General features: G+C 63.9%; 9 protein-coding genes. 5 read left to right on the top strand and 4 right to left on the bottom strand.

What is annotated here, in order from left to right; all coding sequences use genetic code 11:
- Positions 1–34 precede the first annotated feature (34 nt).
- From M2334_RS11195 to M2334_RS11185, 3 genes are all read right to left on the bottom strand, one after another.
- Positions 35–2038, bottom strand: a complete 2004-nt coding sequence (locus M2334_RS11195) for a right-handed parallel beta-helix repeat-containing protein (protein ID WP_264605442.1) — start codon at positions 2036–2038, stop codon at positions 35–37.
- Between the two features lie 162 nt (positions 2039–2200).
- Positions 2201–3745, bottom strand: a complete 1545-nt coding sequence (locus M2334_RS11190; RefSeq protein ID WP_264605441.1) for a tryptophan halogenase family protein — start codon at positions 3743–3745, stop codon at positions 2201–2203.
- Positions 3746–3810: 65 nt separating this feature from the next.
- Positions 3811–6714: a TonB-dependent receptor gene (locus M2334_RS11185; protein ID WP_264576146.1), complete on the bottom strand. Its 2904-nt coding sequence runs from the start codon at positions 6712–6714 to the stop codon at positions 3811–3813.
- Between the two features lie 363 nt (positions 6715–7077).
- On the opposite strand from M2334_RS11185, the gene M2334_RS11180 reads away from it, so the two are divergent.
- The 5 genes from M2334_RS11180 (at position 7078) to M2334_RS11160 (ending at position 13112) form a co-directional block, all read left to right on the top strand.
- On the top strand, positions 7078–7767 hold the full coding sequence (locus M2334_RS11180; RefSeq protein WP_264584709.1) for a SapC family protein: 690 nt from the start codon (positions 7078–7080) through the stop codon (positions 7765–7767).
- A gap of 13 nt (positions 7768–7780) precedes the next feature.
- Positions 7781–8797, top strand: a complete 1017-nt coding sequence (locus tag M2334_RS11175; protein WP_413716442.1) for a cupin-like domain-containing protein — start codon at positions 7781–7783, stop codon at positions 8795–8797.
- A gap of 39 nt (positions 8798–8836) precedes the next feature.
- Positions 8837–9925, top strand: a complete 1089-nt coding sequence (locus tag M2334_RS11170) for an alpha/beta hydrolase (RefSeq protein ID WP_264605440.1) — start codon at positions 8837–8839, stop codon at positions 9923–9925.
- On the top strand, positions 9922–11877 hold the full coding sequence (locus M2334_RS11165; protein ID WP_264605439.1) for an NPCBM/NEW2 domain-containing protein: 1956 nt from the start codon (positions 9922–9924) through the stop codon (positions 11875–11877). Before M2334_RS11170 ends, M2334_RS11165 begins: the two co-directional genes overlap by 4 nt.
- Before the next feature lie 365 nt (positions 11878–12242).
- Entirely contained in the window at positions 12243–13112 is an 870-nt protein-coding gene (locus M2334_RS11160) for an OmpA family protein (RefSeq protein WP_264605438.1), read from the top strand.
- 78 nt (positions 13113–13190) lie between these two features.
- Here M2334_RS11160 and M2334_RS11155 read toward each other — a convergent pair whose 3' ends face one another.
- A complete protein-coding gene (locus M2334_RS11155; RefSeq protein WP_264605437.1) occupies positions 13191–14000 on the bottom strand; it encodes a FadR/GntR family transcriptional regulator in 810 nt (269 codons plus the stop codon).
- Between the last annotated feature and the right edge of the window lie 26 nt (positions 14001–14026).

Genomic DNA, 14026 nt, shown 5'->3' with positions numbered 1-14026 from the left:
GCGTCTGAGTCGGCGAAAGGATGGGGAAGGGCGGTCATGGCGCGGTGCCGTCCATCTGGACCCCGGCACGGGCGATGACGGCGCGCGCCTCGGGCGGCCAGGCTTGCCCGTTGACGGCAATATTATTGGCGAGGTGGTTGTTCAGATAGGCTGACCAATTGCCATTGGCCTTTCCGCTGTTGAACCAGTTACCGGTCGCAACATTATCCAAATTGGTTCGGCGCGGCCGGGCATCGTCCTGCGCATTGAGGTTCACCCACAGGCCGACGCCGTCGATGACGTTATTGCGTACGGTGACGTAGCGCGAGCCTTCGTCCAGATAGACGCCGATGCCGCCGGGGACATCATAGATGTGGTTTTCCGCAATCAGCGCGCCCGGATCGGCGGAGAGATGGTAGATGGCGCCGCCGTCCGGAAACCAGCGTTTTACGCCATGAACGCGGTTGCCGAAGATCACCGTGTCGCGCAGGATCGTCGGCTTCTCGTAGATGCGATTGCCGGGCTGATCATAATAGCCGCGCGCCCGCGTCATATACGCGGTGTTGCCGCCGGGATCATTGGTCCCCCAGCCCCAACCGACGTCGATGCCATCATAAGGCGCATCGGACACATCATTGTGCAGGATGAGCGTGGCTGAGGCGTAGGTAACCAGAATGGCGGCCTGCTCGCGATAATCCTGCGACACTGTCTCGATGTGATTGTTGCGGATCAGTATGTCGCGGACGGCCAGCTCCGGTCTGGAGGGATGGTGGGCATCGACGGTCGTTCCCCCAACCATGATCGCGCCGCCGGCCAGCGGGCCGAAGCGCGAGCGGCTGACCTCGATCGACTGCGCGGCAAGCCCGGGGCCGCGCATATTGGCTTCCGGGCTGTTGCCGATGCCGAGCGCGATCTGTCCCAGTTGCGCGAAGGTGACGTTGCGGAACGTGATGCGCCGCGCGGCGGAAATCTGCACAGCGGCGGGCTGCTGGTGCCAGTGGTTGCGTTGCGCCTCGAACGCGGCACAGCCCCAGCTGCAATCGCGAACTGGATCGGCGGGATAATTGGCGATGTCGCCTGCGAGATAACTCCCGCTCTGCTGGCTGGCATAGCCCTCGGCGCTGCTCGGCCCACGCCAGCTTGTGTGGCGGAAGGCCAGCCCCTCGAAGAGAATGTCCGACACCGGCGCCTCCGCGCTCCCGGCGATCGTGATGAGCGCCTCCAGTCGCGGCACGACGATCTTATGGGCCTCGGGCGACTGGCCATCCTGCGGCTTGTGGTAGAGCACGCCTTTCGCCGGATCGGCGTACCAGTCCCCGGCTGCGCGCATGAAGGCGAGGGCATTGGCGATGAAGAAGCGGGCCTTGTTCCCGGAGACCGGCTTTGCGAAGGTATCATAGCCGATCAGATTGTTGCGCCAGCCGGGCTGCTTGAGAAGAATGCGGTCGCCCTCGATCCGGTCGATGACGGCCCGTCGATCGGTGAAAAAGCCGGTGTTCTCCACCTCCATGCGGCTCTGGTCCGGCAAGGTGGCAAGAAAGCGCCATGCCGGATCGACGATTTGGATGCCCCAATCGAAAAAGGCGAAGGCGCTCCGGGGCGCCTCGACAGCGGCGCGATGGGCGAGGCGGCCATCGACCCATAATTGGCGCGGATCGCTGCCCTTGCCGATCGACGCCGTCCAGATGTTGCGGTCGCGGTCGGCGAGCGTCCAACCCTGCACGATCGACCCGCCGGAGAGTGTGGGCTGCGCGCCCGGCGCGGCTTCCCAGCGGACGATATGGCCGGCATGGCCGCCATCCTCCGGGCCAAAGTGCAACGGCGCGTCGAGGGAATAAACGCCGTCGGCGAGCTGGACGGTGACGGGCCTGTCGCGGTTCAGGCGCCGCACGGACGCCTGCGCCTGCATCAGCGTGCCGAACGGGCGTGCGGCGCTGCCATCGCCTGTCTCGGTCCCGAGCGAAGCAACATGCAGCACGGCCGGCTCGGCGTCTGGCCGGGGCGATATCTGCACATTGGCGAAGGCATCTTCCGAGTTGGGTGCGCCTCGCGCAGGCATTGCGGGGATGACGGGCGCAGGCGGCAATTGCGCGGCGACCATACACGGCCATGCGCTGGTCAATGCGATCAGGATGCGAAGTGGTGGAAGAAAGGTAGCGCTACCCAATAAGCGTGGGACGTGGGGCTGAATGCCGGAAGCCTGTCTCATGCCCCCAAAAGCTCAGACGGGCTGGAGGCCGTAGTCGCGAATCTTGCGCAGCAGGTCGCGATGGCGCGGGAGGCTGGTCCGTAGCCGGTCGGTCTGGCGGCTGTTCTCGCGGATCGCCTGCATGGCGAGGGCAGCCTCCGGCGTCAGCGTTTCGGGTGCGACTTCTGTGCGGAAGCCCATGCCGTACAGCACATATTGGTAGCTCGCGGCGGGGAAGACCTCTTCGATGCGGTCGAACTCGTCATGGAACCAGGGCGACTGGTAGCGCCAAAGGTGCAGCAGGTCCGCCAAGCGGTCCGGGATGGTCTCCGGCAGCAGATTGTCCCGCCAGAAGGCGCTGTCGGTGCGCTTGGTCAGCACATAATGCAGCTTGAGAAAATCGATGATCCGGCCCCAGCGATAGCTGGTGGTCTCGTTGAAGCGTCGGGCGATGATGTCCATCACCTCCCGGCAGGCCGGCATTTGCTCGGCGATCATCTTGGCGGAGAGTTCCACCAGCACGATGGCGGAGGCTTCCAGCGGCTCGAGGAAACCGGCGGCGAGGCCCACCGCCACGCAATTGCGCTTCCAGAAGATTTCCCTGTGACCTGAGCGGATGTCGATCTTCCGCAATGGCAAATCCGCGCCTGCCGGACCGATATATGCGCGCAGCTCGCGCTCGGCCTCGTCCTGCGTGATGTGGCGGCTGGAATAGACATGGCCGATGCCCCGGCGGGAGGGCAGGCCGATATCCCAGATCCAGCCGGCGCTTTGCGCGGTGGAGATGGTGTGCGTCGCGACCGGGCTGCTCTCGCTCTCATAGGGCAGTTGCACGGCCAGCGCGGTGTCGCAGAACAGGATGTCACCGCAGTCCTTGAACGGCACGCCCAGCGCATCGCCCAGCAACAGGCTGCGAAAACCCGTGCAGTCGATGAATAGATCGCCTTCGATCTCGCCGGCCTGCTCCGTGTCGATGGCGCGGATGTCGCCATCCTCCGCCAGCAGCACTTGCCGTACATCGGCCAGCACATGGCGCACGCCCAAAGTCTCGCAGCAATGGCGCTGCAGGAAGGGCGCAAACTTTCCGGCATCAAGATGATAGGCGTAGTTGGCGGCGCCTTCATACTCAGCCGTGGTGATGGATTTGGGCCCTAAATTCTCGTCGCAGATCACGCCCTGCGGACACACGGTGTCGCAAAAGCTCTGGCCTTTTCCGTTGGCGAGCCAGTGGGGGACGAGATTGACCCGGGCAAAACCTTCCGGGAGAACGAGCGGGTGATAATAGCCGTCGTCCGCCGCGCCCGTGGTCCAGCGGTTGAAGCGCGCGCCCTGTTTGAACGCCGCATCGCATTCGCGGAAGAAGTCGGTTTCGGATACGCCCATGGTCTTGAGCGTCGAGCGCAAGGTGGGCCAGGTGCCTTCGCCAACCCCGATGATCGGCGTGTTCGGCGATTCCACCAGCGTAACGGTGAAGCTGTGCGGGATGCGGCCGCGATGTCTCGCTGCGATGATCCCAGCCGTCAGCCACCCGGCGGTGCCGCCGCCGACGATCACGATATTCTTGACCGGATGAACCATGACCACTCACATGAACGATGCGGGGGAGCGCAGGAGTGCGCTCCCCCGGCAAGAAGTCAACCCGATCAGTACTTCACGCGGACACCGGCCGAGAAGCGGCGCCCGTAGGAGAAGACATCCAGCGTCTGATTGCTGAACCGCCCATGCGTGCTGTAGGTCGAATTGTTGAGGTTGTTGGCCTCGACAAAGACCGTCGCGAAAGGCGTGACGTCATAGCTGGCCGAGGCATCGATCTGCAGTTGTTGATCGACATAGACCGGCTCCGCACCGAAGGTACCGCCCTGATCCTGACCGAGCCGGACCAGATATTCGTCACGCCAGTTGAGGGCGCCACGGATCTGGAAACCGTCCTTGTCATAGAAGGCGATCAGGTTGGCCGACTTGGCAAGGCCGGTGATCGAGAAGGCCGAGCCGTCCGTACTGGTGGGATCGTAATTGCGGTTGCTCCACGGGAAGGTGGCATTGGCCTGGAAGCCGAAGCCGCTCTCGCCAAAGACGTGCTGCACAGCGATTTCCACGCCCTTCACGGTCGCTTCCGGCCCGTTGACCTGGCTGTTCACGTTGAAGCGCGCAATCCGGCCGGTGCTGGGATCGATCGCATCGTCAATCGACTGCACCGACACACCGCCGACCACGAAGTTGGTGATGTGCTTGAGGTAGAAGTTGGCCGAAACATAGGAGTTGCGCTGATAGTACCACTCTGCCGCCGCATCGAAGTTATCGGAGAGATACGGCTTGAGATCGGGGTTACCGCCACTGGCCGAGAGGCTGCCCACGCGCAACGTTCCCAGCGTGACGGTGGGACGCAGCGCGGCGAGGCCCGGACGGGTCAATGTCCGCGAGGCACTCATGCGCAGCAGCAGGTTGGGCATCACCTCCAGCTTTGCATCGAGGCTGGGCAGGAGGAAGGTGTAGTTGGAACTGCGCGAGATGGTCGTCGGATCGGAGAAGCCGTTGGTCCCCAGGGCCGGGTTCGGCTGGATGAGGGTCGGATCGCCCGACGGGATCGACAGGCCCAGCAGACGGCGCCCGATCGCGTTCGAGGTCAGATGCGTGCCTTCATGCCGCAGACCGGCCGTCAGGCTGAACGGCATGCCGCCCAGATCGGTGTCGAAGGTCGCCCGGAAGAAGATGGCATAGGTCTTCTCGCGGATTTCATAGACGCTGGCCGGATCGAGCGTCGGTGCCACCGATCCACCCGAGGCTTCGAGCAGCTTGTAGACCTGATAGGGGTCATAGACGATGACCGAAGGTCCGAGATTACCCTGATAGCCCGGGATCCAGTTTGCGGTGCTGATGATGCCCTGATAGACGCTGGCCGGCAGTGGCGCGATGCCGCCGCTTGATCCGCCGGGGCGTCCGGAAGGCGTGCCATAGCCCGAGCGGCTGGCAAACACGCCGTTGCTGAACGTGCTGGTGTTCTCGCCGTACAGCTTGTCTTCCATATACTGGCCACCGAAGGCCAGCTTGACGTTGTCCTGATCCCAGCGAAGAACGGCCCGCAATTGCTTGACGGTGTCGGCATTGTAGGGCGCGCCACGGACAATCACGTGCGAACCGATCACGCTCGTGTCGGTAAAGCGCGAGACATTGCCTGCCGGACCAATGTCGTGGATCTGCGGCAGATAGTCCTTGCTGGGCCCAAGGATCGTGACGCCGGTATTGGCCCCCAGGATGGTCGTGCCACCGGCATTGGTGCCGCCGTAGCCGATGTCCATGCTGTCATTATAGCCATTCCGGCCGGGATTGCGGGTGCTCCGGGAAATGAAGCCGTCGACATCCAGCTTGAGGTTCTCGCTGACATCCCATTTGACGTTCGCACCGATGGTGTTCGTCTCGAGAATGGTGCGGGTGTAGTTGGCGTTGAAGTCCATCGGCGTGCCGAATTGCGAGAAATCGACGACCGTGCCGTTCTCGTCATACTTCACGTTGCGCAGGTCGCTGCCGTTGAACCAGGCGGCATAGCCGAACGCATTGCTGTGCACGGTCTGACGGCTGAAATTGTCATCCACCGTGATGAGCAGATTGTCCGAAGGCTGCCACTGCAGGGCGATGCGCGCGTCGAGGCGCTCGTCCTTGGTGTGAATCTGCTCGATCCCCGTTTGCTGCGGGAACCAGTTCAGCACGGAATTGCGATTTGAGGGCGTCGCCCAGGCGGCGCTGGTGGCATCGCTGGTCGGTGTGCAGGTCGGCACATTGGGGCCAGCCTGGCAGGGCGCGAAATTGGCGCCGATCCAGCCCGGTACGAACACGCGGTTAGAGGTGGTGTCCGTGCGCTTGTAGTTGACGTTGCCGAGGATGCCGATCGTGTCATCCGCGAACGTGTTTGAGATCAGCAGGCCGGCAGACGGCGTCACATCCTTGCTGCGCGACTGGTACGAGCCGGAGGCGCGGCCGATGACCTGGAAACCCGGACGGTCGAACGGCTTGGGCATCTCCACATTGATGAAGCCGCCGATGGCGCTGGTGGAGAGCTCCACATTGGGCGTCTTGTAGACGTTCAGCCGGCCGACGAAGTCCGAGCCGATGGTCGTGAAGTCGACACCGCGGTTGCCGATGGCGGTCGAAATGTGGCGGCCATCGACCAGCGTGTCGATGAAGTCGCCGCCAAAGCCACGGATGGTCACGCCGTCCGCCTCGCCACGGCGACCGTTGCGCTGCACGGAGACGCCAGGCAGGCGCTGCAGGGCGGCCGCGACGTTAGGATCGGGGAACTTGCCGATGTCCTCGGCCGAGATCGCTTCCACGACGCCGGCGGACTCGCGCTTGATATCGAGATTCTGCTGGAGCGAGGCGCGGTAGCCGGTGACGATGATGTCTTCAGTCGATGCGCTCTGGGGCGCTGCGCTGCTTTGGGCCATCGCCGGTGCCGAGACGATCAGCGCCAGGGCACTGGGGGCGCCGAGCAGGACCGCCTTGAGAATTGCAGGACGATTGAGATAATCGAAGTTAGGCTGATTGCCTTTCATAACCCCCTCCACTTGTAATCATCGAACGGCTCCGCTGGCCGGTTTCCCGGGCAGAAGACGCCATGAAACGGCATTGCTGCCGCCGGTTTTCACATGATGCGGATAAAGTGGTCCCTTGTCGGCGTGACACGTCACGCTTACACCCTCTCCAGACATCGTGTTTTTCTATGCTTGAACGTTAGTGCGAAAAGGTAGCGCTATCAAGCTCAAATTTTCGGTGTATATATGGCCCACCAAAGGGCTGGATTATCGACCGAAAACGTCCGATTCCTGCGGTGGATTGCAGCGATTGGAATTGCGGTGCGGAGAATGGGGTCAGAAGCGCGCTCCCGCCATCGCAAGAAAAATGAGGAGAGGGATGGCATGGAAGCAGCACTCGAAATTCTGGATTCGCAGGCCCATCGGCACCTGCGTTTAGGCGCGATTTCGCCGGAAACGCGCAACTTCGTTCCGGTCCTGCCGTCGGAATTTGCGGCTGCTGCGGCGGTTTGCCCGATTCTCTTCGCGAAGAACCCGGAAACCGGCGCCTTCTATGTCGGTGCCCTGTTCGGCTTCAAGGAAGGCGAAAATCTGCTGGTCGACTCGCATTCCGGCAAGGCGCCTTTCCGCTCGCTCGACGAGCAGCGTGAGGCCTTCTTCGTGTCCGGTGAGAATATCGCGATCGACCGGGCCAGCCCCCGCCTGAGCGAAGTGTCCGGCGAGCCTTTGTTCGATGAGGATGGCGGGGCGACATCGACCACGCGGCATATGCAGCGGTTGCTTGGACAGATTGTCGCCGGCCAGCAGGAGGCCGAGCGCTTCATCGCCACGCTCAATCGCCTGGGCATCATTCAGCCGATCGATATCTCGCTGCGGTTCGACGATGGCGAAACCATTGAGTTGGCGGGCTTGTACACGGTCAGCCTCGATCGGTTGCACGATCTTGACGATGCCAGCGTGCTGGCGCTGTTCCGCAATGGCGATCTTCAACTGGCTTATTGCGTCGCGGCGTCGCTCAAACAGGTTCCGGTGCTGGCCGAGCGTCGCAACCAGATGCTGACCCGGGCCGGTTGATCGGAGAAGCTCGATGGCGGCCGTCATTGCCGAAATGGACCGGGAGGCACTTACCGGCGCGGAGGCGTTTCGGCGCCTGCTGGTCGAACCCTGCCGGCCTGCGGTCATTCGCGGCCTGTGTGCCGATTGGCCCGTCGTCCGTGCGGCGGCGCGGGCGGACGGTGCGCTCGCGGACTATCTGGACCGTTTCGCCACCGACCGGCCGGGAGAAATCTTCGTCGGCGCGCCGGACATTGCCGGGCGTTATTTTTACGACGATGACCTGGAGGGCTTCAATTTCGAGCGGCGCGAGGTGCCTCTGCGCGAGGGCTTGTGGGAGATCATGGCGCGCGCCGAAGCCCCCGGCGATGGCACGGTGTATATGGGCTCGCTGCCGACCATCAGCTATGTGCCGGGCTTTGAGGCGGACAATGCCCTGCCATTCATGCCGCAGGGCGTGGTGCCGCGCATCTGGCTGGGCAACGCATCCCATGTGAGCTGCCATTACGACACGTTCGAGAATCTCGCTTGCGTGGTGGCGGGCCGACGATGCTTCACGCTGTTTCCGCCCGATGCGATTGGCGACCTGTATGTGGGGCCGATCGACCGCACCTTGTCCGGTCCGCCCGTCAGTCTCGCGGCCTCGGCGCCGGAGGGCGATCCACGTTACCCCCGCATGGCGCAGGCCCGCGCGCGGGCCGTTACGGTCGAGCTTCTGCCGGGCGACGCGCTCTACCTCCCCAAATTATGGTGGCATCAGGTAGAGGCGACGGCGCCCTTCAACATGCTCGTCAACTACTGGTGGGATGCCTTCTCCGCCGGCCCGGATGCGCCCATGACGGCGATGATGCTGGCGATGATCGCCATCGCCGAGCGTCCGGCGGCTGAGCGGGAAGCATGGCGCGCCTATTTCGATCATTATGTTTTTCAGCGCGACGGGCATCCGCTTGCCCATCTGCCGGAGGCGCAGCGCGGACTGTTGGGGCCGCTGCGGCAGGGCAATTACACGCGCATCCGGGCGCTCGTCATGCAGCAACTGCGCGGTGGCTGACTGGCTGCCGCTGATCATCATCAAAAACAGGAGGATGGGATGACTAGGAAGAAAAGCGCAATTCACGCGGCCCTGCTGGCAGGTCTGTGCCTGGCGATGCCTGCCGCGCCGGCTCTGGCGCAGGTTGCCACCAACGCGCCGGGGCCGGTGCCGGGCGCGCCGAAGGTGACGGTCGAGCGTATCAAGGTCCATTCCCCGGCCATCGCAGGGAATCTGGAAATCGAGTCTGCCGATCGCGATGTCATCGTCGTCCTGCCGCCCAGTTATGCCGCCAACCGGGCCAAGCGATATCCGGTCGTCTACGCTCTGCACGGCTATTCCATCGGCGCTGAGCAGTGGATCGGCGAAATCCATGTGCCGCAAGTGATCGAGGGTGCGCTGGCCAAGGGCGCGCAGGAGATGATCCTGGTCTTCCCGGACAGCAAGACCATTCACAATGGCTCGATGTACTCAAGCTCGGCGACAACCGGCGACTTTGAGCGGTTCATCTCGCACGATCTCATCGCCTATATCGACAGCCACTATCGCACGGTGGCGAGCCCGCGGAGCCGTGGCCTCGTCGGCCATTCCATGGGCGGCTATGGTGCGGCACGGATCGGCATGAAGCACGCCGATCAGTTTGGGGCGCTCTATCTGATGAGCCCGTGCTGCCTGTCCGCGCGCGATGCCTTTGCGCTGGATGAGACGGGGCTGGCGCAGATCGCGGCGGTCAAAGCTCCCGCTGATTCGGCCAACCTGCCATTCCCGCTGCGGGCGCAGCTTGCGGTCGGCGCGGCCTGGTCGCCCAACCCCAAGAAGCCGCCGCTCTATCTCGATCTCCCAAGCGGCGATGAGGCGCAGCGCAATGCCATTCTGGCAAAATGGGCGGCCAATGCGCCATTGGCCTTTGTCGACCAGTATATCGGTGCGCTCAAAGGCTATGCCGCGATCGCGATGGACGTCGGTGATCAGGATAGTCTCAAGACCGACACCGAGACGCTGCACAAGGTCCTCGATTCCTACGGCATCGCGAACAGCTTCACCCTGTACGAGGGCACGCATACCAGCCATGTCGCGTTCCGATTCCAGGACCATGTGCTGCCGTTCTTCAGTACGCATCTGGTTGCCAAAGCCGGCGCGGCCCGATGACCCTCAGACATGCGTCCCGTCTGTGGCTGGCGGTAGGGGCGGCAGCGGCGGCGTTGGCAGCGATCCAAGCTGGCGCCCAGACAACCCCCGCCGCGTCGCCGGATGCCGCCCGCAGCGCTATGGTTGATCCGCTGGCGCCCACGGGGCGCTGGAGCATCTACAGCGGCGGGCATGCACCGCTGCCGCCAATGGGCTGGAACAGCTGGAACGCCTTCACCAGTGATATCGATGAAGCCAAGCTGATGGCCTCGGCCCGGGTAATCGTGGAGAGCGGCCTCGCCGCAAAAGGCTATCGCTACATCAACATCGATGATGGCTGGTGGCTCAAGCGCCGCCAGCCGGATGGGCGGATGCTGATCCGGACCGAGACTTTTCCCTCGGCGGCGATCGCAGGCGGCGGCAACAGCTTTCGGCCGCTCACCGACAAGCTGCACGCCATGGGCCTCAAGGCCGGCATTTATTCCGATATCGGCCGCAATTCCTGCGGGCAGGTGTTCACATCGACCTTCCCCAACCAGCCCGAAGGCACGGTGCTGGAGCGCGAAGTGGGCCTTTACGGCCATGTCGATCAGGACATCGCGCTCTACTTCAAGGAATGGGGCTTCGACCTCATCAAGGTCGACGCCTGCGGTATTCGCGGGCTGCCACCCAGCGACCCGCGCGTGAAGGCAGGGCAATATCGCGGCCTCCATCCGCTGATCGACGTGGAGTCGCTCGGGCGGACCGACATTCCGGCCGTCAAGGCGCTGTATGACGAGGTGCGGCAGGCGCTGGAGCGACATAATCCCGACCAGGATTATGTTTATTCGCTGTGCCTGTGGGGATCGGCGGACTCGCGGGCATGGTCCCGAACGGTCGGCAACATGTCGCGCACCAGCGAGGATATCTTCCCCACCTGGAGCCGGATGCTGCACAATCTCGACAGCGTCGCGCATCGCCCCCTTTATGCTCACGCCGGCTCCTGGAACGACCCCGACATGCTGTTCGTCGGCACCGGGGATTTCGACATGACCAACCCCGTCCGTGCGCGCTCGCACATGGTGCTGTGGGCCATGGTCAATGCGCCGCTGATCATCGGCTATGATCTGCGCAAGGCCTCGCCACAGATGTTGGCAATCCTCGGCAATGAGCGGATCGTCGCGCTCAATCAGGACCCCGCAGGCAATCAGGCGGTCCTCGCCTTCGATTCGCAGGATGTGCAGATTTTCGTGAAGACGCTTGCCGATGGCGACAAAGCCGTCGCGGTTTTTAACCGCACGGCCGCGCCCGCCAAGGCGGTGCTGACAGCGGACCATCTGAAGTTCGCGAGCGGTGCGCCGGTCAGGCTCACCGATCTCTGGCAGGGCGCAGACCGTCAGTTCACGGGCGAGCAAGCCCTCGACCTCGCGCCGTATGAGACGCTGATCTTTCGCGCAAAGGGCGCGCGGCGGCTCGTTGGAGGGCTCTATCTTTCCGAGCAGCCGTCACGGGTCAATCCTGCGGAGGATGGCGTGGTCGTGCCGGAGGCGGACCCGCAGGTGTATCGCGGACTGCTCCACTGGCGCGGGACCAAGGGTGGAGGCGAGCGCACCCAATATGGCGGCTGGGGTGGGGCACGGCTGGACCAGACGCCGTTCGGGCAGGCGCTGTCCATTGCCGGCACGCACTTCGAGACCGGTCTTGGCATTCTCGCCAATTCGCGGGTGGAGGTGCGCAATGAAGGGTTTCGGCGCTTCGTCGCCTCCGTGGGAGTGGATGACTCCGCGCGCTCCCGCCAGCAGCCGGTGACATTCCTGGTCTACGGCGATGGCAAGCTGCTCGCGCGCTCCAGGCCGGCCCAAGCGGGAGAAGCGGCGCAGTCGTTCGATGTCCCCGTTGACGGGGTCCGCATCATTGAGCTGGTCGCCCGGACGGCGCAGGCTGAGCGCTTTCCCGACCCGGTGACGTGGGGTGATGCGGCGCTGATGGAATAGGCGCCGACACGCTACCACGAGGCATGCCTCGCTCTCCCCGCCGAGCGATAAGGACTATCCCGCCCGTTCGTCGGTCATCGCATTTCTGTGCGCCTTCATCGCCGAGTTGAGTCGGCGCAAAGTCGTCCTACCGCATGATCTACTCTGGTTACCGGTGGTTAACGTGGGGGGAGGGGAACCGTTCATCTATGCGCAAGGTTCCCCTGAACACGCAGGAACTCGTGGTGCTTCCTGCGCCGCATTGAAAGGTTCGGAGAGTTCATGACGGAGGGGTTTCTGACAGTCGAATACGCACCTCGCGAGCGGCGGTCGGATGATGCTGCGATCCTGCAGACCCCGGCCGATCGACGAGTAGGAGAAACGCAATGAATACCCTTTCCACCAGTTCCAAGCTTCTTATGACGCTGGCCTTGATGACCGGCGTGGCGTCCGGCAGCGTGCTCGCGCAGACGGAAACCGCGCCTGAGGCGGATGTCTCGACGACGGTTTACACCGATTCCGCGCAGATGACGGCGGGCCCGGAGATCGAGGGGATTATCTCTGCGCGCAATGGCGACCAGCTGCAGATCACCTCGACCGATGGCACGCGCAATACGGTTACCGTCAACAGTTCGACCCGTATTACCGCCAGCGGCGGCTTCCTTGGCCTCAATCGCGATCAGCTGGGTGCCGATCAGCTCCTGAACGGCCTGCCGGTCAAGGTCGACACGCTGCAGGGCAGCGGCGGTCTGGTCGCCAGCAAGATCGACCTCAAGAACCGCGATCTGCGCACGGCGGAAATGATCCGCAACGGCACCTCGCAGCGCTTTGAGGAGCAGACGGCCGCGACGGACGCCCTGCGCGCCCGCATGGGTGATATCGACAAGTACAACATCAAGAGCACGACCAACGTGAACTTCGACACCGGCAAGGCGGTGCTCTCGCCGATGGCCAAGCAGAACCTCTGCGCCACTGCCGCGCAGGCTGAGGCGACCGAGAATGCCCTGCTGCTCGTGGTCGGCTACACGGACTCGACTGGCGACCCGGAATTCAACCAGACGCTGAGCGAGAAGCGCGCGGCGAGCGTGCTCAATTATCTGCAGCAGACCTGCAAGTGGAAGCCATACCGCATGCTCGCCCCGGCCGGGATGTCGCTTTCCGATCCGGTCGCTGATAACGCCACGCCGGAAGGCAAGGCCCAGAACCGCCGCGTGGAAGTCCATGTGCTGGTCAGCAAGGCGGTCGACGGCGCCTAAGTCAGGATCGCTCCGGCCCCGTCCATCTCTGGCTCAGTCGAGCCGGCGGTTGGCGGGGCCGATCTGCGTTCGGAAGCGTCAGGGGAGGTCGCCTGGCTCGCCGTCCGCAGGACGCTGCATCGCCGCCCGTGTGTCATCAAGGGCGAGCTGCACGAGAACCTGCATGGCCTCCGCCGCCGCATCTGCGTCCCCGGCGGCAATCGCATCATAGACGCGCATATGGTCGGGCACGGGGTCACGAGGAAGCCCGACGGACCGCTGCTTGAACTGGGTCGTCCAGTTGACGGCCGCACCGATACTGGCGCTGAGCGTCATGAGCACGGCGTTGCCGGTGCAGGCAAGCAAGGCGCTGTGGAAATCCCGGTCCGCTTCCCGGCCTTGCTCGGTGGCCAGCGTGAAGCGGCGCATCCGGGTCAGCGCATCCTTCATCGCGGCAACATCATTGCGATCCCGCCGCTTGGCGGCGAGGCGCGCCGCCTCTGGCTCGACGATCGCTCGCAGCTCGAACAGGTCGCGCACATAATTCACATCCGGCTCGCCGCCGAAGGCCCAGGCCAGCACCATCGGGTCGAGCAGGTTCCAGTGACTGCGTGGCAGCACGCGCGTGCCGGCCTTGGGGCGGCTTTCCACCAGCCCCTTGGCGGTCAGCACCTGGATGGCCTCACGATAGGCACTGCGGGAGACGTCCAACGCCTCGGCATTCTCAATCTCGCCCGTCAGCCGCTCGCCCGGCGCGATCCGCCCGGAGACGATCGCCGAGCCGAGATAATGGGCCACAGCCCCGCGGAGCCGCCGGCCCGATCCCTTGGCCGAGCGGGGGAGCCCGGTCGGGCTGTCGCCCAAACCCCCGTTTCCGGCCGCGCTGTTATCCTGCGTGCTGATAGTCATGCCCCTGTTGCCGCCAGATCGTCTGG

This window comes from Sphingobium sp. B11D3D (assembly GCF_025961755.1).
Lineage (GTDB): Bacteria > Pseudomonadota > Alphaproteobacteria > Sphingomonadales > Sphingomonadaceae > Sphingobium.
This window is presented reverse-complemented; position numbering and strand designations above follow the sequence as displayed.